Here is a 21,975-nt window from a genome sequence, read left to right on the forward strand (position 1 = left end):
GAACTTCTATGAAATAATACACAAGAGACCCTAATTTGTCATTGAGAAGCAAAACGCAATTCATTACGTGTGAAAGCCTTTTTGTACGATGAGGGCATAGCATTTCAGGTAAACCGTTCGACAAAATTCGAGAACACCCTAAATAGAATCAAGCTTTTTTCCACCGATAATATTTTTTCAGATTACTCCAAAAAATAGTTCTATAAACCTTTTCCTCTTTAAAGTATTATTAAGGTATAGCATTGGGAAGGGGCAACCAACTGGAATGAAGAAAGCAAGAGTTTACGATTTTGTTTTGTTTTTTTTCGCAATAACTATTGCCTTTTATTCGAGAGAATTACCGATAGATACAAACTTGTATTTGAAAACATTGCTTTTATTTTTATCATTCTCCATGTTATATCAGCATCTTCGGATTGTAGACAAAACCGGCAGCGCCTCTGTTGATTACGGCATCAATTACGGTCTTGCTTTTGGAATTTTTGCTGGCCCTATAGGATTATTTATCTTCGAAAGTATCTATCGGTTTTTAGTTTATTTCAGGCGGAAACAAACAAAAACTGATGATCCCGAGGAATTATTTGATACATTTTACAACATTGGTGCTTTTACTATTATCAATTCATTTGCTTATTATGTTTATAATCTCTTTAAACCTTCAATTGAAGAAGCATTTCCAATTGGCTTTTGGCTTTTAATCATCTTGCTTGTTGGTATTACATCTTTATTAATTGACGTTTTTTTAATCGTAGCTTTTTACTTCCTTGGGGATATCAAAACCGCAACTGAAGCGATTGATTTCATTAAAAGCCGGAACGTCCTTGATATGGGGAAAACAGCTCTGACCAATGGCCTGCTGCTTCTATTTCTATTTGACATTGATTGGGCTATGCTCTTTGTGTTATTCTGCCTGAATTACATTGTCAGCCTGTCGTTTTACTCAAAATCGCAAAGCATTCAAGATAAATTTGAACGAGATAAATTCGAACAAATGGCTTACACAGACTTCCTGACAGGAGTCAACAATCGTGCGTTTATGGACAAGCGAATGGCTGAACTTGGCGGCACTCAAGAATATATTGGAATCATTGTTGCCGATATTGATAACTTTAAAAGTATTAATGACAGTTACAACCATTCAGTAGGTGACCAGGTTATTAAACATTTTGCCAGCACATTGAAAAGCTATTTAAACAGTAACGATAATCTGTTCAGAAGCGGTGGCGAGGAATTCACCATTTTCCTTTGCAATCGAAATTATCTTCAATGCAAAGAGTTGGTTGAAAGAATCTTGAACGGGCTAGATGAAAAAATTGTGGAAGCGGAATTTGGGTCTGAGCATGTACATATTCCCTATACTTCTTCTTTTGGGCTTTATTATTTTAAGGTGAAAAGCCAAAGCTCAATGGAGAAAGGCTATATCCAGGCTGACCAGCTGCTTTTGGAAGCCAAACAGCTCGGTCGGAACCGGGTGACTGCCTCCAGTGAATGTACTGAACTTGAACCAACTCTGGTAAAATAACTTGCCATTCCCGATAAAGGAATGGCTTTTTGCTTTAAGTGCTACTTAAAATATTTGACAGTTTAAGGTATAATAGGCGATGGTAATTAGTTATGTTATTGGGCAATCATTCATTGCTTACTTTTGTGGAAAGAGAGTGTGACCATATGGGCCGCAAATGGAATAATATTAAAGAAAAAAAGGCTTCAAAAGATGCAAACACAAGCCGAATTTACGCTAAGTTTGGCCGTGAAATATATGTAGCAGCAAGGCAAGGAGAGCCTGATCCCGAGTCCAACCAGGCACTTAAGGTTGTTCTTGAACGCGCTAAGACATACAGTGTTCCCAAGCATATTATTGAAAAAGCAATTGAAAAAGCAAAGGGCGGTTCTGAAGAAGCCTACACCGAGCTGCGGTATGAAGGCTTTGGCCCGAGCGGCTCGATGGTAATCGTAGATGCATTGACCAACAACGTCAACCGCACAGCATCCGATGTCCGCGCTGCCTTTGGCAAAAATGGCGGCAATATGGGTGTAAGCGGGTCTGTTTCTTACATGTTTGATGCTACAGCGGTCTTTGGTATCGAAGGAAAGACTTCTGATGAGGTGCTCGAGCTTCTTATGGAAGCTGATGTGGATGTACGGGATATCATTGAAGAGGAAGACTCTGTCATTGTCTATGCAGAGCCAGACCAATTCCATGCAGTACAGGAAGCATTTAAACAGGCTGGCATCACCGAATTCACTATTGCCGAACTCACTATGCTCGCCCAAACTGATGTGACACTAGATGGGGATACGTTAGCCAAATTCGAGAAAATGATTGATGCCCTTGAGGACCTTGAAGATGTCCGCCAAGTATACCATAACGTGGATCTGAGTGAATAAATATAACAATGGCTTTCCGGTTTAAGGGAAAGCCTTTTCTTTTGCCCGGGCTAAATCTGAATCTTTTTATTTCATCATACGTATTACTTGTTACAAGTCAGTTGTATTGAAAGGAGCCACCATGGGGAATATCTATATTTTTTCATTGATTTTCGGGTTGCTGGCATCAATTCTTATTTTTCCATTTACAGCCAATCAGCCTGCAGCAAAGGCAAAAACGGCTAAAAAGAAGGACTACAAGCCTGGATTGGGAATTCTGGCAGGAATAGCAATTATTTTTACTATAGTTATTTTTATTTATTATTATATAACTAATCTAGATAGGAACTTCTCTTCCTTCTGGCCATTTCTCATCCTCATCTCCGCTTTGGGTGCTCTGCTGGCCCGGGGAAAGGAACAACTTATAAAGTCATTGATCTTTATTGCGAGCCTTTTGCTTGGACTTTATTTCATGACAGCCTTTCTATTTAATGCTGATGAAAAGTTCGAAACTGCAAAAATGGAGCAGCAGACCGAGATAAAGACCTTTGATGAAACAAAGACGCCCGCCAGCGTCCCGCCTCAATTTGCCCGGAATAAAATGAGAAAAGCGTTTGGCCAAGTACCAAATACCAGCTACTATGAGCTCGGCAGTCTGCAGATTCAAAAGATAAATAATGAGTATGTCTATATTGCTCCTGTTGAGTTTTCCGGATTATTCAAATGGCTCAATGGCGATAAGACCCCGGGTTATTTTACTCTAAGTGCTACAGACTCTACAGCAAACCCGAAATTTGTTAAATCAGATATGATCTATACCCCATCATCTTATTTTGGTAAAAATATTGAACGCCATATCAGGATGCAATATCCGGAATATATTTTTAAAGGCGATGTTCAGCTTGAAATCGATGAGGAAGGCAAACCTTATTATATCCGTTCTTATGGTAATTTCATTTCAGCAAGAAATGGATTTTCTGTTAAAGGCATCGTTGTCGTTGATCCTTTAAGCGGCAAGACCGAAGACTTTTTATTAAAGGATGCACCTTCATTCATAGATGGTTCTGTTTCACCTGAAGTTGTGAGCCTACAAAACAGCTATTTCGGCAAATATATACATGGTTTTTGGAACAGCATGTTCGGAAAAACCGATGTGAAGCTTCCTTCAGATGAGGGAACGGAAGCTAATGTGACTCCAATCTTTGATGAAAACGGAGTTATGTATTATTTCACCGACTTCACTAGCCCGAAGGAAGGCGTCGATTCAATGCTCGGCTATTCACTGACAGACTCACGCAGCGGGGATGCCACCTATTATACGGGCAACCTTGAAGAATCGTATATGGATTCCGAAGGTGCCTTGCAAATTATTGAGAAAAAATTCATTGAAAAGAAGTGGAAGGGCCGGATGCCAGTCCTCTATAACTTCTATGGAGAAGCAAGCTGGCTGACACCTGTTCTTGATTCAAACGGGTTTCTACAAAATTACTTTATCGTCTCAGCTGCAAACCCAGAGATTTCAGTATACGGTACAACACCGAATGATGCTCTCCGCCAATATAAACTTGCCCTCCAACGAGGCGGTGGTGGTGTTGATGGCAGTTCCCAGGCTGAAGAAAAGCAAGTAAGCGGTACGGTCCTCCGTGTGTATAAGGAAAAGTCAGGAGACTACACTGCTGTATCGTTCCTGCTTGATAACCGCCAAAACTTTATTCTCTCATCCGAACGGCTTCCGCTTGCTATTTATCTGAAAGAGGGAGACAAGGTCGTTATTACCTATCTCGATACAGGTGAAACTTTCCTGACTGTTAAAGAGATGAGGATAGAAGGATTAGAATAATACGAAAAACACGATGGGGCTTTCCCCATCGTGTTTTTTTGTTTTTTATCTTATTTTACCCACTTACGGAGTAAAGGTCCGTTGTCGCCATAAACTGGGTCAGTTTCCGGTACAGGAACATTCTTGATTTCCTGGAGAGCTTCAGCCCGCTTGGCCGGATCCTGCTGGATTATATTAGGGGTCATCCCATTTGGATATGCGCCTATGACTTCGAACTCCTCACTTGCTTCTACAAGCTGATGACCGGTTCCAGCCGGAAGCAGGACAACATCCCCAGCTTTGACTTCCAGACGTTTCCCTGAATCACCGCCTAGCAGAATAGTTGCCTGTCCAGACCTTACGCCTAAAGCTTCATGGGTATTGGAGTGATAATGATGATAATCATAAATGCCTCCAGACCAACTGCCTGTCCAATTATGGCGGTTGAATGTTGCTACAATTTCATTGGGGTTATCACTAAAGATGCCCTCGTAGATAATCACTGGTAATTCTTGATTGTTTGGAATCCGTCCATCGTCCTTAAGGAAAAATGAACGTTCATTCGCTGACATAACGAAACTCTCCTTTCTATAGCCATATGTTTTATTGGTTAAAGATTTCTTGCGTTAAAGGTATCTCCTTTATCCAAATTTCCTGCCTCATAGCCTTTGTAAAACCATCTCTTCCTTTGCTCAGAGGTTCCATGTGTAAAACTGTCTGGAACCACATAACCTTGCGATCGTTTCTGAATGGTATCATCACCTACTGCCATTGCGGCATTCAAGGCTTCCTCAAGATCTCCCTCTTCCAGGTATCCCATTCCTTGTGCATGATGAGCAAAAACGCCTGCATAGTAGTCAGCCTGCAGTTCAAAGCGAACCTGATATTGGTTGAATTGCTTCTCATTCAACCTTTGGCGCTGAGCAGCCAATTTATCACTTTGTCCGAGCAATGTCTGTACATGGTGGCCTACTTCGTGCGCGACAACATAGGCCATGGCAAAATCACCTGGCGCCTGAAACTTTGTCTGCAAATCTTGATAGAAGCTTAAATCAATATACAGCTTTTGATCTCCCGGACAATAAAATGGTCCGACCGCCGCACTGGCAGAGCCACAAGCTGACTGGACACTTCCTGTATATAACACCAATGTTGGCTCTTTATACTCGAGCCCCTGTTCCCTGAATATCTCGGACCAAACTTGTTCAGTATCTGCAAGAACAACTGAAACAAAATCAGCCAGTTCCTGCTCTTCTGCTGTTTCCTGGTATGGTGCTGGCGATTGCATGCCAGTACCGCCCCCCATACCGTTTAAAAGGCTGCCAAGGTCCCCTCCACCAAGAAAAGTCATGATTAGAACCAGCACAAGCCCGCCAATCCCGCCGCCAAGAAGCTTCCCGCCGCCACCCATACCTCGTCTATCTTCAACATTGGAACTTCCTTGTCTTCCTCTCCATTGCATCTGTTGTTCCTCCTTGGAGTAAATAAAGATCATTTCACTTTTACTCCCTTATACCCAGTTAAGCTGCTTTTAAAATCTAAATTGCAGGAACCGTTATTTTCCATTGAAACTAAAAAGGAGCAGGCATTTCTAATTCCTGCTCCTTCTCCGTTATTCTATTTCTAGTTCAATTGTAACTTTGAACAAGTCACCATCGGTTTCGATATCCATTCTGCCATCATGAAGATCAATAATAGACTTGGCAATGGCTAGGCCCAAGCCAGAACCCTCTGTGTGGCGGGAAGTGTCCCCCCGTTTAAATCGCTCGAATAGTTCCTCACCATTCCCATTCAATTCATACCTGGAGATATTCTTGAAGGTAATCCAAGCTAAATTGCCTTCTTGTCTGACAGCTAAATAAACACGGGTTCCCTCTTGCGTATATTTCAGGATATTAAGAATGAGATTGTCAAAAACCCTCCATATTTTTTGGCCATCCACTACAGCATATACGGGGTGTTCCGGGAGTGAAACTCGGAAAACTAATCCTGAATCCTGTATATGCTCATCGTGCTCGGCAAGGGACTGATTCAATAACTGGACAAGGTCAACTTTGGTCTTTACCAATTCAATCGCCCCGCTTGCCATTTTTGATGCTTCAAAAAGATCATCAATCAAAACCTTTAACCTTTTTGATTTTCTATCAATTATTTCAATATATGATTCCCGCTCTTCCTCTGCCAATTGAGGCATCTTTAATAATTCCGTGTAGGTAATAATCGATGTCAGCGGTGTCCGTAAATCATGGCTCACATTCGTAATTAACTCCGTCTTTAGCCGCTCGCTCTTAACCTGTTCCTTATGAGACTCTTTCACTTCCTGCTTTACACTATTTATATTTCTTGCCAGTCTGCTCAGTGGTGAGTTTCCTGAGATTACAAGGTCTTTTCCGATAGTGCCATTGGCAAGTTCTTCTGTCGTCACCAGTATCCGGTTGAACTGTCCAGCATATTTCAGAATAAGATATATTATTGGCACTGCTATAGCAACGAGGAGCACCGCATATACCCAAAATAGCCCGTCATGCTTGATTATATAAATATATTGATTCCTTCCGAATATAAAGGCAGTGATTGGAATGAATCCAACAATAACAGCCAGCAAAGCCAGGATTTGTGCGCCTATCTCCCAATGAAGGAATGCTTCCTTTAGTGCGTGATATGCTTTACCTACGAGACTTCCCTTAATGTCCTTCGACAGAAACTCCGGATCACTCATTCTTTTATAGAGAGCCGTAACGAGCAAAACAATAAGCGCCGCGGGAATCCCTATGAGGACTGACTTTATAAATGTCCCAATTAATGGTGCGCCTACATATACGAAGAAACTATGTCGATTATCAAAGAGAGAAATTACAAATGCAATGGTAGCCAATCCGGATACCAAAACCATCACATCAATTGGAATAGCTTTGAAAATTCTCGAAAGATTTCGCTCTTGCGTAAGTGTCAGTTTTGTGAAGATAACAAGACTTGTTATAAGTGAAACGAATCCTATAATTATATTAATATAATATGATTTCTGCATTTTCATAAAATGGTCGTAGCTAGCCATAACGGGATGGTTTTCAGGGGTGTCAGCAGCCACACCGATATATCCGCTCAGTTGTTTTTCATCAAAAGGTATTCCGGGAGGGCCGTTAGGATAGATCAGTGTATTTATTTGTTTAGAGTAAAGTGGACTTTCTTGACTGATCTTGTCAATGGCCTCATTCATATTATCCGTAGAAATATTTGTATAAATTTTTCCGCTCAATACATCTTCAAAGTAATAGTTAAACGCCTGTTTCCCCCGTTCCAGCTCCAGCGTGGTCACCTCAAGGTTTGCATAATAGGTTTCCAATTTCTTTACCTTCTGCTTCATCAGAATCGCCCGGACATACTCATCATCTTTGAAGAAACGCTCCATTTCCGATATTTTCTTATCCCGTTCTTTCTCAAGCTCAGCAGCCTTCTCTTTTTCGCCTGAGCGGCTCGCCTCTTCAATTTGATAGTGGTATTCATCATAAATAGCTCGTATCTGAGTATCAAGATTATATTTTTCCTGGCGAGCAGATTGAATATCCCCATCTGATACCTTTAACTGTTTCAAGGCTTCCTCTTTCGTGAGTCCGTTTACCTCAAGCATATTAAGGCTATCAATAAACGAGCCTTGAATTGCCCGATAATCCGAAGTCTCAAAAAAGCTATTTCCAAAATAGGTTTTGCTATATTGCAAGAATGTAATAATCCCGCTCAATCCCGCACCAAGTAACAGAGCAGCTAACACCACAAGACTATTTTTCCATTTTGTAGCCAATGCCCCACACCACCTTCAAATACCTGGGATTCTTCGGATCGATTTCAATCTTCTCACGGATTTTCCTGATGTGAACTGCTACAATGTTTTCGGCATTGAAGCCAGGCTCTTTCCAAACCAGTTCATAGATTTCATTGATTGAAAAAACCCTGCCAGCGTTCGTCATAAGAAGCTCAACAATCCGGTATTCAATCGGAGTCAGTCTAATTGGCTCCCCGTCAAGGGCCACTTGCTTTGCTGTTTGGTCCAATGTCAGTCCATTCAAATCTATCTGCTTATTCATACCCTCATAAGTTCCGAGATTCATATACCGTCTAAGCTGGGATTTAACTCTTGCAATTAGTTCAACCGGATTAAAGGGCTTCGTTACATAATCATCCGCCCCAATTTGCAGCCCAAGAATTTTATCTGTATCCTCGCTTTTCGCGCTTAACATGATAATCGGTATATTTTTCTTCTCACGTATCTTGAATGTAGCTGCAATGCCATCTAGGCGCGGCATCATGATGTCCATCACGATAAGGTGTATTTCCTGACTATGTAGTTTCTCAATTGCTTCAAGCCCATCTTTGGCCTTAATTACTGTAAGGCCTTCATTCCGCAAATATATCTCTATGGCATCACGTATCTCTTTTTCATCATCTACAACTAGCACATTGCATTTTTCCACTATTTTCCCACCCCCAGGAGAATTATAGCATCCCCATTTCGTTAAGATAACTGTAAACATAAAGTCTTACGATTGCCCCATCCAATTTCTGAAGAAATTCTTAAGATTTTTGGGCGAAAAGAAAGGCTTCCCCAACCAATGGGAAAGCCTTTTGTATTAATTATTCAATTGCACCACTAACATTGTAAGGCTTCAAATCTAAATCAGGCTCCATGCCAAGCGAGAGCTTTGCAAGCTGTGCACCAAGAAATGGGCCTACAGTAAGTCCAGAGGCACCGAGCCCATTCGCGAACAACAAATTATTAAAGTCTGGAATTTCCCCAATAACCGGAAGGAACCCCGGTGTATACGGCCGGTATCCAACACGCGCTTCAATAAAAGAAGCATCTCCTAGACCAGGGGCAATCTCCAGTGCCTTATTGAGCACCTCATGGAGTCCCCCGGCTGTGATTCGCATATCGAAATTCATATCATTCTCATGGGTTGTCCCTATAACGATCTTGCCATTTTCGAACGCAAGGATGTATTGGTCGTTCGGAGGCATGATTACTGGCCATCTAGATGTATCCTGATTTTCAAGCTTAAGATGGACAATCTGCCCCTTTTGTGAGGTAAGCCTTAGCTTGATTCCTAGGGATGCAAGCAAGTCCCCAGCCCACGCACCGGCAGTGACGATGACTTTATCGGCAAAATAAACCTTTCCATCGACTTTAGCTCCAACTACATTTCCAGCTTCAACAGCAATCTCTGCAGATCCAGTAATAAGGGCAGCACCATGCTTGCAGGCTGAGCTTAAGAGCGCATTTCTTAATGCGCGGCCATCCACTCTTGCCGCACCGCCGACCTTAACAGAAGAAAACTCTTTGCAAACAGGAGGAAATAGTTCAGCTGTTCCCGGCCCGCTGAGTTGGGCAACCTCGCCAATTTCAGGTGCATCTTCACGTCTTGCAAGAGCTCTCTCTTCCATTTTATCAAGCTTTACGGAATCTTTATGAAGACTTAATGCCCCTATCCTCGCATATCCAGTATCTGTTTCCCCATCTTCTTCAAGCTGCTGGATAAGCGATGAATAATACGCAGCACCATTTTTGGCAAGTGCGTACCATGCTTTATTGCGGCGCTGTGACAACCATGGGCAGATAATCCCGGCTGCAGCATCCGTTGCCTGGCCCGGATCTTTCCGGTCAATGACCGTAACAGCAGCTCCTGAATTTGCCAAATGGTAGGCAGTTGAAGCCCCGAGGATACCAGCACCTATTATAATGAATTTTTTCATATTAACACCTTTTCTAGAATTCCTCTTTTCTCTATTTTACAAAAAAGCTTGGCCAACTCAAAACCAGGCCCTCCCTCGTTGACAAATTCAAGCAAATGGAAATATACTAAATGCAGCAGCACCACAAAACTGAAAGGAAAAGGTACAGGAGCAATGAAGCTATAATCTTATTTTTTGGAGTGAACTCATGATGAATAAAAATGAGGAAACCTGGAGAATAGGATTCGTATGCCCTTTTTTGCTTATCAAGTACCGTGCCTTCCGTATGCCTTTTTTGGTATGCTTGTTTTTGGCGATGCTTGCATAGGGATCTTTGCATACATACATCCAACCTCTCCAGGATAACCTGGGGAGGTTTTTCTGTTGATTATAGAAACTCAGTTTACCCGTAAGCGTGCCTAACAAATTAACTGAGGTGATCTGTATGGAACTAATCCAAGTACGAAATGTAAAAAAGAGCTTTGGAGATCGAGATATACTCAAGGGTATTTCTTTTGATATACGGAATGGTGAAAAAATCGGCCTAGTTGGTTGGAATGGCTCAGGCAAGACAACGCTGATCAAACTTATTATTGGAGAGCTGATCCCTGATGCCGGGACAATCGTAAAAAGTCCGGTCAGCTTGAGGATTGGTTATCTTCCCCAATCCACTGAATACGAAATGACTGCCCCTTATATGGAAAATGGAAAGGAGCTTTTGGAGACAGCCAGCAAGCTCGGTCTGGAAAAAATATCGGCCTGGGAAGGGCAAAGACTTGAAAACTTGAGCGGCGGCGAGCGGCTTAAACTTGTACTGGCCGGTATTTGGTCAGTAAACCCTGAACTGCTGATCCTCGATGAACCAACCAACCATCTCGATCAAAAAGGGCTAGAATGGCTCATCACATCCCTGAACAAAGCGAAGCAGGCAGCTCTCATCATCTCCCATGATCGTTACTTTCTAGACGAAACGGTGACAAAGATACTGGAAATTGAGGATGGTAACATTGCTGTTTATGATGGAAATTTCACTGCCTACCGAAAAGAGAAACAGCGTCGCCGTGAGCAGCAAGAACGTGATTATCAGAAACAGCAAAGAAAAATAGAAATAATCAACGAACAAATTGAAATCTTTAAGAGATGGTCCGAAAAAGGACACCGCGAGGCAGGAAAAGGCAGAACACCCGCGGAAAACCGGCAGGCAGGCTTTAAAGAATACGGACGGGTCCAGGCCAAGAAAAAAGACATCCAAATCAGGTCAAAGCTAAAGCGCCTGAACCTAGAACTTGAAAAGCACAAGGTTGATCGCCCAAAGGAAGATCTGAATGTAGATTTCAATTTCGAAACGAACCGGAGCCGAGGCAAGCGGATACTTGAAGCAAAAGGCCTTACAAAAGCGTTTGGAGAGCGCATGTTATTTGGGAAGAGCCATTTTTATATACGGCATGGGGAAAAAGTAGCCTTGCTAGGTCCAAATGGTTCCGGAAAAACAACATTTATCAAGATGCTGCTTGGCGATGAGCCTGTTACGAAGGGTTCGCTCTGGAAAAGTGAATCAATGAAGATTGCCTATCTAAGTCAGGATGTTAAAGACCTACCGGAAGAAAAGACCCCTCTTCAATCTCTTGACCTTGAAAAATGGGAGGAGATATCGAAGGCGAGAACCCTGTTTGCCAATATGGGAATGAAGGAAGAAAAGCTGCTAAACCCTATTTCTGCACTGAGCCTCGGTGAAAGGACCCGGGTAAAGCTTGTGCATATGATTATGCAGGAATACGATGTGCTCGTTCTTGATGAACCGACAAATCACCTTGATTTGCCCAGCAGGGAACAGATGGAACAGACCCTTGAAAGCTTCTCGGGTACACTTATTATCGTTTCGCATGACCGCTATTTCGTTGAAAGGCTGTGCGATAAAATTCTTTTAATAGAGGATAATCGAATCCAGCGGTATGAAATGGGCGTAACAGAATTTTTGAAGAAAAAAGAATCCAATGTGAATCAGGGCGAAAGGATCCGCCAGGAGGAGCTGGCTGTGCTCGATACAAGGATTACAGAACTTCTCGGAAAAATTAGTCAGTTTCCCAAGGATAGCAAGGAAAATATACAAGTTGATTCACAACTAAAAGAGTTAATTGAGAAAAAGCAGTCCTATCAACAAATCGTCGTTCATAATGCAGATGAATGACATTTCGGGTTTCCGAGCAGTGCAAATGTCATTCATAACCCCGAGGAATGAAAAACAAATATGGATTCCGTACGAAGGATGGAGCTATCCCAATTTGAATATAGCTCCATCCTTTTTTCCTCTAATAATTTTCCCAACATAAAAAAGGTTTCGTACTAGTTTAATCCTGGGCAAAACAATACGACTACTATTCCCAGGAGGCCTTCATGAAAAAAGTTAAATTCCTTGTCTTATTGATGATGATGTTTGCACTCACAAGCACATCCTTCTCCCCTGCACCAAAGGCAGCTGGAATTACAGCCGAGCTGAGCCCTGCTATTCAAAAGCTTTTAGGCACTACCCTATCTGGCAGCGAGACAGAAGCAATTATCACGTACAAGACTCTACCTGTATTAAAGGATGTACAGTTATTACAGAACCTTGGTTTTAAAACAAAGATGTTCGACAATTTACCAATGATTGCAGTTAAAGGAAAGCTTGGTTCCCTTGTTACCCTTCTTGCCTCATCCACTAACATTCTTTCAGTCTATGAAAATAAGGAACTTACGTATTTCCTCCGTGATAGCCGGAACCTGATTGGAGCAGAGGCCGTTTGGAATGACCTTGGCTTTACAGGTAAAGGCGTTACCGTTGCCGTCATTGACAGCGGTATCGACTCAACCCACCAGGACTTGAAATTTGGTGATAAGGTCGTCCAAAACGTTAAGTTTGTTGCTGGGAATCTTTTTGGCAATGAGCCTATTTATCTCGAAAATGTGGTCAATACTGATACTTCTTCGGGGCATGGCACCCACGTAGCAGGTACGATTGCTGGCAGCGGCACGGCCAGCGGAGGCCTTTATAAAGGAGTTGCACCGGATGCTAAACTTGTTGGCCTTGGGGTTGGTGAAGGCATCAATATTTTATGGTCACTGGAAGCTTTCGACTATGCAATAGAGAATAAAGACCAATACGGCATTGATGTTATTAGTAACAGCTGGGGAACGACTGGGGAATATTCACCAAATGACCCAATCAATGTTGCTTCAAAAGTCGCCCACGATGCTGGTATGACGGTCGTTTTTGCAGCTGGGAATGAAGGTCCCGGGGACAATACTCTTAATCCATATTCTGCTGCACCATGGGTAATTAGCGTTGCTGCCGGAACAAAGGATAGGCAGCTGGCCGACTTCTCTTCCAGGGGAGTGGCCGGAGACACACTCCTCCACCCGGACATTACGGCTCCTGGAGTTGATATTGTCGCAACCCGTTCATCAACAGGCCTTGTCATGAATGTACTCGGCACTACAACCGATCTTTCATACCTGGATCCGGAACACCTGTTGTTTTATACGACATCTAGCGGCACAAGCATGGCCGCTCCGCATATATCCGGGGTTGTTGCACTCATGAAAGAAGCAAAGCCTAATTTGACACCTAGCCAGGCTCTAGACTATATGGTACAGACGGCAGACCCTATGGCTGGTTACACCTACCATCAAGTTGGCGCTGGTTATGTCAATGCCTTTAAAGCTGTTCAGGCTGCTGCTTCCGCTCAGTAAAGTTAAAGAACTCCGCCTATCGTCATGGCGGAGTTTTTTACTATTATTCAGCTATTGCAACTTTGCCTTCGGTTGTATCCAAAGCCTCCCGCTTCCGGATTAAACTTACCAGGAAGTACACTAGCGGGGTAATGGCAATCGATGCGAAAAATTTAAATACATACTGAGTTACAATCATTGTGCCAAGTATGGCAACTGGAACAGTCCCATAGAAAGCTATTGCAATGAATATGGTTGTGTCAACAAGCTGGCTTAACATCACTGCAGCATTGTTTCGCAGCCAAAGCTTCTTCTGTCCATGGCGGTTTTTCAGCTTATTAAAGACAAATACATCCAGGTTCTGGCTGATAGCATACGAAATCAGGCTTGCGATTATGACTCTGAAACTACCGTTCAAGATTGTTTCAAACGATTGCTGCTCTGTGAACACTGGGGCAGCAGGAAGCGCAACCGTGATGGAAATAAACACAAGGGCTAGAATTTGGGTAATCAGCCCGGCCTGGACAGTCCTTTGCCCGGCTTTTTTCCCGTACACTTCAACAATCACATCAATGATTGGATAGGTAAAAAAATAAACGATAACCGCGGCAGGCAGGATTGCCCAGCTGCCGATACTAAAAAGCTTTACTGCTACGATGTTGGCCAATATCAACAGACCTACAAATGCACCGTTCAGATAGAATAGCATCATTGATCCCCCCTTATCGGTTATCTACTTTTTCAGGATAAAGATCGTGGTTCATCAAACGGAAATTCGCCATTTCCTCATACTTTGTGCCTGGCTTCCCATAGTTGCACCAAGGATCTATTGAAATCCCGCCCCGCGGTGTAAACTTTCCCCACACCTCGATATAGCGAGGATCCAGCAGCTTGATCAAGTCATTCATGATGATATTGACACAGTCTTCATGGAAGTCACCATGGTTCCTGAAGCTGAATAAGTACAGTTTGAGAGACTTACTTTCTACAATTTTCTTATCAGGTATATACGAGATGTACATCGTTGCAAAATCGGGCTGATGGGTCAGCGGGCAAAGACTCGTAAACTCCGGACAATTGAATTTCACGAAATAATCCCTATTTGTATGGAGATTATCAACCGCCTCCAAAACTTCAGGCGCATATTGAAACGTATAGTTGTTATTTTGATTCCCCAATAGTGTTAAATCCTTCAAGCCTTCCTCTTGAGTCCGTCCAGACATAAAAAAACCCCCTCGTAAAAGTTTCCGGTCCTTTACAAGAGAGTTTCAGTGAACGACTAATAAAAATCTAGGATAAAAAGAAAAAGCCATGTCCGGTTATGGACATGGCAAATTGTCATGTATCCATAGTTTTTTATAGAGGGTATCAGCTATGAACCTCTCCCGTTTCAGGAACGGATTTAATTTTCCTTTTCATATACTACAGAACAGGGCTATAAACGTCAACCCTTTATTTAGACCATGATCTTGCAAATATCATTCGTGAATTCAACCGGATCCTGAATAGGAAGGCCTTCAATCAAGAGAGCTTGATTGTAAAGCAGGTTCGTGTAGAGACCAAGTTTTTCACGGTCATTTGCAAGTGCATCCTTCAGTGAATTGAACACTTCATGATTCGGATTAATTTCAAGTACCTTTTCAGCCTTAACATCCTGGCTGTTCGGCATGGCGCGGAGGATTTTCTCCATCTCTATGGTCAATTCGCCTTCAGCTGTCAGGCAAACCGGATGCGACTTAAGACGCTTTGATGCCCTGACATCCTTTACCTTCCCGGCGAGGACATCCTTCATGGCATCAAACAAATCTTTGTTTTCATGCGCTTCCGTTTCAGCTTCCTTCTTTTCTTCTTCCGACTCAATGCCAAGGTCACCGCTTGCAACGGACTTGAATTCTTTCTCTTTGTAATTCATCAGCATCCGAATTGCAAACTCATCGATATCCTCTGTGAAGTACAGCATTTCATAGCCTTTTTCTGAGACTAGTTCTGCTTGTGGCAGCTTTTCAATCCGTTCGATGGATTCACCAGCCGCGTAATAAATATACTTTTGGTCCTCAGGCATCCGTGATACGTACTCATCCAAAGTAACAAGCTTCTTTTCCTTGGATGAATAGAACATAAGCAAATCCTGCAAGGTCTCCTTATGAGCGCCAAAATCATTGTAGATACCAAATTTCAGCTGGCGGCCAAATGATTTGTAAAACGTTTCATACTTTTCTCGTTCATCCTTCAACAGAGATAGGAGCTCACTCTTAACCTTTTTACTAATATTCTTCGCAATCAGCTTAAGCTGTCGGTCATGCTGCAACATTTCCCGCGAAATATTTAGCGACAGGTCTTCAGAGTCGACCATTCCTTTAACAAAGCCGAAATGGTCTGGCAGCAAATCTGCGCACTTATCCATAATCAGAACGCCATTGGAGTAAAGCTCGAGGCCTTTTTCAAATTCCTTTGAGTAATAATCGAACGGAATCGTTTCCGGGATGAACAGGATGGCGTTGTATCTAATTGCACCATCAACGCTGATATGGATGTGCTTTAGCGGCTTGTCAAAACCGTAATGCTTTTCATTATAAAAGTTCTCATAATCCTCATCAGTCAGCTCGCTCTTGTTTTTGCGCCAGATTGGCACCATGCTGTTGACAGTCTGTTCCTCAACAACCTCTTCCCACTCATCCTCGCTGCCTTCCTTTTTCCTGCTCGTGCTAATATCCATCTTGATTGGATAGCGAATGAAATCGGAGTACTTTTTGACAATCGATTTTAGGCTATATTGCTCAAGAAACTCATCATAGTTCTCGTCTTCAGTATTTTCTTTTATTTTCAAAGTAATTTCCGTACCGATGCTTTCCTTTTCAACCGGCTCGATTGTGTAACCCTCTGCACCTGTTGACTCCCATTTGTATGCCTCTTCGCTGCCAAGCGCTCGGCTAACAACCGTTACCACATCCGCCACCATGAAGGCTGCGTAAAACCCGACTCCGAACTGGCCAATGATGTCATGGCCATCTTTTAATTCTGTTTCCTTCTTAAACGCAAGTGAACCACTTTTGGCTATCGTCCCAAGGTTTGTTTCCAGTTCTTCCTTTGTCATCCCAATTCCTGTATCAATGACTTTAAGGGTCCGGTTTTCTTTATCAGCAACGATTTTTATGTAATAGCTTTCTTTATCAAAAGTAAGTGAATCATCTGTTAGCGCCTTATAATAAATTTTATCAATCGCATCAGATGCGTTAGAAATCAGCTCGCGAAGGAATACTTCTTTTTTTGTATAAATCGAATTGATCATCATTTCAAGCAGCCGCTTCGACTCAGCCTGGAATTGCTTCTTTTCCATATTTATTTCCCCTTTCCTTATTGTAGAAATCATTCGTTAGCACTCTGATTACAAGAGTGCTAATCCCACTATTTAAATATCATATCACAATTATGTATGTCAATAGCTTACATTTTAATAGAGGCTTCATAATAATAAAAAAGAACCCCACTCCTGGTGGAATGAGGTTCCCAATTTGCTATTATTTCTTTAATGGCCCTTTTTCCTTCAACTTTACCTCATAAGTAAAGTTTACCGGATTTTTATCATCTGCAGGAGCAGCATATGACGTAATCATGTAGTTTTTGCCGTTCTGGAAAAGCTGCCTTAATGTTAAAGCATCCTCTTCTGTCACATTGAATGGATCAACTGTGATAACTTTGTAATTTGTCTTTGCACCCTTTTTATTACCAACTTCTGTTTCATTGATGAACGTTACAGTATAGTTGACGTATTGGCCTGCAAGCTCTTGGAAGGACATGAAACTATCTGTTGAGCTTCCATTCGCTGTAAATCCAACTTCTGGAATTTCCACATTATCAATGAACCAGCCGCCGTCAGTGTGGCCCCAGTCGGTCAAATAACGGAATGCAACATGGACCTTCTTGCCTGCATATTCACTCAGGTCAAAGGATTCTTTTTGCCATGTTTTAAGGTTTCCGGTAAAGCCAGGAACGTTTTCTTTGATCTTCGGATAGCCTTGCTCTACTACATCACTGCGTGTATTTTCATTCGCTAGGCTCTTCCATGTCTTGCCGCCATCTGTAGACACCTGAACAACACCGAAGTCCCATTGTTCTTCAATATCAAGGTAGTTATCAAAATTTAAAGTAGCGTTCTGGACACCAGTAAGGTCTGCCTCAAATACAAGCGCATTATCAGCTTCATCGCCGGAACCACCCCAAAGGACTTTGTTTGCTGCATCTGTTGGTGAGGCAACAGAGGTCCAAGGAGTACCTAAGAAGTCAACGCCATCAAACTCAATTGACCTGATTTTATCCTGGAAGTCTAGCGCTTTAAAATCACCGCCCCACGCCGGAACGCCTTCTTTTTCAAACTTAACCGCTTTTTCAAAATCTACTGTTTTGCCGCGTTTAGTACCTTGCTTATCAACAACAACATCACGTAGGTCGATGCTATCGAAATTGTAAACGCCGCCTCCAACACGGTCAGAATCCAGTGTTAGCGCTGTAATGAAGTCCTGGTAAAGCTGAGTGAAGTCTTTTTCAATACCATGCTTCTTCAACGTTTTATTTACACTGTTGATACCCTGTGTTTCACTAAGTGCCAGGTCGCGAATGAATTCACGTCCGAATTTATCGTTCATATAAAGAGTGAACAGGTATACTTGGCCGTAGTCAGCTATTGTTTCGGGTCCAGTTTTTGCTGAACGATGGTCATCCCAGTTAACAAGTGAGTTTTCTGGGTGATCCAAGTAAAAGTTAATTGAACTGTCATCATGTCCATAGCCGCCAAGGTATTCGGAGAATGTCGACATACCTTCGTTAATCCATGTTTCTTCGGCACCATCGTTGTCAGCGTGAATTAAATGTTGAAGCTCATGGATAGTTGTTCCGAAGAATGTCGACTCCAGGCGGGTTTCCCAGCTGTTTGTGTCGATTGTAATGATATTTCTATCAATATAGTTCTCTAGTGTTTGCCAGAAGAAACCAGCAACAAAAAATGGATAATTAGGATTGGTATAGTTATCATCCTGGATGTTATCTACTAGCATGATTACTTTGTCACTGCCTTCATAATACCCGGCTGGTACATTTCGCCCAGCTAGAGGGGACTTTGAACCATCATGCTTGTCCGGAGTACCAAAAAATGCAGTTGCCTTTGGATAAATATTATTATCAAACTCATCGCGGAGCTTATCAACCTGTTGCTGAGTTACAACATGTGCAGCACGTGTATCTCCAGCAGGGAATGCAAGATCATTTGCTACCCAAATCTCAACGTTTTCACCAACACTACGCAGGGTGAAAGGCTTAAACTTCAAGTTTCTATTTAAAAATTGCTTAGTTCCGCCATCATAAGTAAATGTACTCTGGGCAGATGTATTTGAAGCTGCTGGAGCTTCATTAAAGTTAATCTTTGCGGCTTGCTCCTCAATGCTTTTCTCTGCCTGTTTCAAAAATGACTCATTCTGTGACAGCTGGTTCAGCTGTCCATCAATGTCGACCCGGTCCCCATACCGTTCGACGTTCCAATCAGGAGTTGTTTTAGCCTGAACCTTGGAGGAGCTTGTCCCAAATGGCACAGCCAATGTCAAAGCGAGGGCCCCCGTTGTAAGTAATGATAGCAATTTCTTCGTATTCAATTGCTTTTCCCCTTTCATTTGGAAGTACAAGAGTAATCTTAACATGGGGAATATTCAGAATAAATATGTTTAATTTAGCAATAACTTCCATTTACATGTATCTTTACTATTAAAATAGGTCATATTACATATTTTCTTTTCTTAACAAAAAAGAAATTCTCCTTTATTCGGAAAATTTCTTCAATTATTGATGCAACTATTCTCATGGATATTGTTAAATAACGGAAATTAACAGGTCATAATAATCATTTTTAACCATTTTTACTTATATCAAGAAATTATAGTGATTTCACTGTGACTTGAATAATTAGTGCTAAAGTAGTCAGTCTAAGAATTGGCTTTACAAACCTCGGGTTCATTTTTTCCGCAATCCTGACACCCATCTGTGCACCAGTCACCGATCCAATCATAAGTGCCAGTGTCATTGGCCAAATGATTTTATCAGTGGCAATGTATGTGGCTGCCGCGCCTATACAGCTAGAAAAGGTAGCAAGACGTACCAGACCGACAGCCTTGATATAGGCTATATTTAAATGGCTAAACAGATAAAACATCAGCGTCCCCTGCCCTGGGCCAAACATCCCGTCATACATGCCAATTCCGTAAAGGCCCGGGACACTCAGTTTATTCATACGCAGAGGCTCGTTTCCAGTAAAGCCTCCTTTCCCTAGAAAAGAAGTTAAAAATGCAAAGACCAAGAGAAAAACAGCAACACTATACATGTTTTCCGGAGAAATCTTTGAAGCTGTATAGCCTCCACTCACCCCTCCAAGCAAGCTGGCCGGGATAATCCAGAATGATTCCTTTATGGATATCTCTTTTTTACGATAAAGATGATAAAAGCTTGAAAGCGAACTTAATGTATTCGACACCTTGTTAGCACCAATTGCTGAATGGGGAGGCATCCCGAGAAGCAGCATAGCGGGCAGGTTAATCATCCCGCCACCTCCTGCCAATGTACCCAAGGTTGTTGCACAAACTCCGATTAGAAACATCAACATATATTCCATCCTGTTCCACCTCCAGTTTCAGTATAAGCACTCGAGGATAATAAGGATATTCACATATTTTAATGAAAAACCATAAGACTTACTTATTAATATAATTTTCACCTTTCACGAACTAAGCTACCAATCATCTCCTACATATAAAGCCCTCTTTCATACTAGTATGAGAGTAACAAATACAATTGGCAGATTTAGAGGACATTTTGGTAGTAGAAAAGCGAGAGGAAGCTACCCCGTATAAAGTCGCCTTAATAAAATAAAAACCTGTCCCTGGGACCAAGAGGACCCAGGGAACAGGATTAAGAGAAGAAAGACATCTGGATTACGAAAATAATCCCAAAAACATAGATAAGCGGATGAATATTCCGTGCCTTCCCGCTCACAAGCTTAATAATTGGATATGCAATGAATCCCAGCGAAATACCTGTTGCGATGCTTGAGGTAAGCGGCATTGTAAGGATAATAATAAATGCAGGAAACGCCTCATCAAATGCCTTCCAATTAATTTTCGCTAACCCCTCCATCATGTAGCAGCCAACAATGATTAAGGCTGGAGCGGTAATCGCTGGCAGCGCGGCAATCGCACCTACAAGCGGCGAGAAGAACAGCGCAGCGACGAATAGTCCGCTGACTGTCAAAGCTGTAAGCCCTGACCTGCCACCAGCCGCAACGCCTGTAGACGACTCAATATAAGCAGTTGATGGGCTTGTACCCAGCGCGGCGCCGACCGTAGTGGCAACCGCATCAGCACTCAAGGCTGATTTTGCTCTTGTTAACTTGCCATTTTTCATTAGCCCAGCTTGTTCAGTGACACCTATTAAGGTTCCCGTTGTATCAAATAGAGTCACCAATAAGAAGGCAAATATGACCGTATACAACCCGTTCGAAACGACACCTGCTATATCCATTTCAAAGAGAACAATAGACGGCGGGGCCGAAACAATGCCCTCGACCTTTAGCATGCCAAGGAAATATCCAATGACTGCCGTTACCAGCATTCCGATGAACAGCGCCCCCTTCACATTGCGCGCAAGGAGGATCAGTGTAATAAGCAAGCCTCCTATTGCCAAGAGGGTTCCCGGCTTATGAAGGTCACCAATTGAGACAAGTGTTTCAGGATTAGCTGCAACGATACCGGACATTTTTAAACCGAGGAACGCAATGAACAAACCAATACCCGACGTAATGGCGTATTTCAAGGAATCTGGTATTGCTTCAATGAGCATCTCGCGGAATTTAGTTAGGGACAATAGCAAAAATAAAATTCCAGCTAGGAAAACCGCTCCGAATACAATTTGGTAGCTGACTCCATGAGTGGCCACAACACTCGCAAAATAGGCGTTCAAGCCCATCCCAGGTGCAATCGCAATTGGGTAGTTTGCGAACAATGCCATGATTAAGGTACCCACAGCAGCAGCTATAATAGTTGCCGTAAATACTTGGTTGAAAGGGACGCCTGATGCTGAAAGTATCGCTGGATTAACGACGATGATATAGGCCATCGCCATAAACGTTGTAAAGCCAGCCATAACTTCAGTCCGTATATTTGTCTTCAAATCTTGAAGTTTAAATAACTTTTCCATTCAATTTCCCCCAAAAGGCATATGTTTTAATAGTTTTCTTATTTAATTGTTCGCCTGAAAAAAAACAACAAAACCAATAGTATGCCAAGTCGACTTACAAGTCAATAGTCAACGTTCGCCTTTTT

The 21,975-nt window shown here is 42.3% G+C and carries 16 protein-coding genes and 1 riboswitch; of the genes, 5 read left to right on the forward strand and 11 right to left on the reverse strand.

From position 1 onward, the window contains the following. The first annotated feature begins 265 nt into the window (after positions 1-265). From TY16_RS02690 to TY16_RS02700, 3 genes are all read left to right on the forward strand, one after another. The gene (locus tag TY16_RS02690; protein WP_043930186.1) at positions 266-1,522 is read left to right on the forward strand and encodes a GGDEF domain-containing protein; all 1,257 of its coding nucleotides are present in this window, start codon (positions 266-268) and stop codon (positions 1,520-1,522) included. Positions 1,523-1,668: 146 nt separating this feature from the next. Continuing rightward, a complete protein-coding gene (locus TY16_RS02695) occupies positions 1,669-2,388 on the forward strand; it encodes a YebC/PmpR family DNA-binding transcriptional regulator (RefSeq protein WP_043930187.1) in 720 nt (239 codons plus the stop codon). Positions 2,389-2,509: 121 nt separating this feature from the next. After that, the gene (locus TY16_RS02700) at positions 2,510-4,207 is read left to right on the forward strand and encodes a membrane protein (RefSeq protein WP_043930189.1); all 1,698 of its coding nucleotides are present in this window, start codon (positions 2,510-2,512) and stop codon (positions 4,205-4,207) included. 50 nt (positions 4,208-4,257) lie between these two features. On the opposite strand, the gene TY16_RS02705 is transcribed toward TY16_RS02700, so the two are convergent. From TY16_RS02705 to TY16_RS02725, 5 genes are all read right to left on the reverse strand, one after another. Beyond that, complete coding sequence (locus tag TY16_RS02705; protein WP_043930190.1) at positions 4,258-4,758, reverse strand: cupin domain-containing protein; 501 nt, start codon at positions 4,756-4,758, stop codon at positions 4,258-4,260. Positions 4,759-4,796: 38 nt separating this feature from the next. Then, on the reverse strand, positions 4,797-5,648 hold the full coding sequence (gene ypfJ, locus TY16_RS02710) for a KPN_02809 family neutral zinc metallopeptidase (protein WP_043930191.1): 852 nt from the start codon (positions 5,646-5,648) through the stop codon (positions 4,797-4,799). Between the two features lie 150 nt (positions 5,649-5,798). Further along, a complete protein-coding gene (locus TY16_RS02715) occupies positions 5,799-7,985 on the reverse strand; it encodes a sensor histidine kinase (protein WP_043930193.1) in 2,187 nt (728 codons plus the stop codon). Further along, complete coding sequence (locus tag TY16_RS02720; protein WP_043930194.1) at positions 7,963-8,655, reverse strand: response regulator transcription factor; 693 nt, start codon at positions 8,653-8,655, stop codon at positions 7,963-7,965. Before TY16_RS02720 ends, TY16_RS02715 begins: the two co-directional genes overlap by 23 nt. A gap of 160 nt (positions 8,656-8,815) precedes the next feature. Further along, positions 8,816-9,931, reverse strand: a complete 1,116-nt coding sequence (locus TY16_RS02725) for an NAD(P)/FAD-dependent oxidoreductase (RefSeq protein WP_043930196.1) — start codon at positions 9,929-9,931, stop codon at positions 8,816-8,818. Between the two features lie 424 nt (positions 9,932-10,355). Between TY16_RS02725 and abc-f the strand changes: the two genes are divergently transcribed. Continuing rightward, positions 10,356-12,098 carry a ribosomal protection-like ABC-F family protein gene (gene abc-f / locus TY16_RS02730; RefSeq protein WP_043930197.1) on the forward strand — a complete coding sequence of 581 codons (1,743 nt, stop codon included), beginning with the start codon at positions 10,356-10,358 and terminating at the stop codon, positions 12,096-12,098. Between the two features lie 206 nt (positions 12,099-12,304). Next, positions 12,305-13,639, forward strand: coding sequence for a S8 family serine peptidase (locus TY16_RS02735; protein WP_043930198.1), 1,335 nt, complete (start codon positions 12,305-12,307; stop codon positions 13,637-13,639). A 43-nt stretch (positions 13,640-13,682) separates the two neighbouring features. Here TY16_RS02735 and TY16_RS02740 read toward each other — a convergent pair whose 3' ends face one another. From TY16_RS02740 to TY16_RS02765, 6 genes are all read right to left on the reverse strand, one after another. After that, a complete protein-coding gene (locus TY16_RS02740; protein ID WP_043930199.1) occupies positions 13,683-14,327 on the reverse strand; it encodes a queuosine precursor transporter in 645 nt (214 codons plus the stop codon). Positions 14,328-14,340: 13 nt separating this feature from the next. Continuing rightward, entirely contained in the window at positions 14,341-14,841 is a 501-nt protein-coding gene (gene queF / locus TY16_RS02745) for a preQ(1) synthase (RefSeq protein ID WP_043930200.1), read from the reverse strand. A gap of 119 nt (positions 14,842-14,960) precedes the next feature. Next, positions 14,961-15,007, reverse strand: a riboswitch (PreQ1 riboswitch). 67 nt (positions 15,008-15,074) lie between these two features. After that, the gene (gene htpG, locus TY16_RS02750; RefSeq protein ID WP_043930201.1) at positions 15,075-16,955 is read right to left on the reverse strand and encodes a molecular chaperone HtpG; all 1,881 of its coding nucleotides are present in this window, start codon (positions 16,953-16,955) and stop codon (positions 15,075-15,077) included. Between the two features lie 181 nt (positions 16,956-17,136). Further along, positions 17,137-19,260 (reverse strand): choice-of-anchor J domain-containing protein, encoded by a 2,124-nt coding sequence (locus TY16_RS02755; protein WP_155922120.1) that lies wholly within the window; start codon positions 19,258-19,260, stop codon positions 17,137-17,139. Positions 19,261-19,538: 278 nt separating this feature from the next. Further along, positions 19,539-20,270 carry a sulfite exporter TauE/SafE family protein gene (locus TY16_RS02760; protein WP_043930202.1) on the reverse strand — a complete coding sequence of 244 codons (732 nt, stop codon included), beginning with the start codon at positions 20,268-20,270 and terminating at the stop codon, positions 19,539-19,541. Positions 20,271-20,566: 296 nt separating this feature from the next. Continuing rightward, a complete protein-coding gene (locus TY16_RS02765) occupies positions 20,567-21,850 on the reverse strand; it encodes an NCS2 family permease (protein ID WP_043930203.1) in 1,284 nt (427 codons plus the stop codon). Positions 21,851-21,975 lie beyond the last annotated feature (125 nt).

The organism is Bacillus sp. EB01 (genome assembly GCF_000613125.1).
In the GTDB taxonomy this organism is placed as follows: Bacteria; Bacillota; Bacilli; order Bacillales; family Cytobacillaceae; genus Bacillus_D.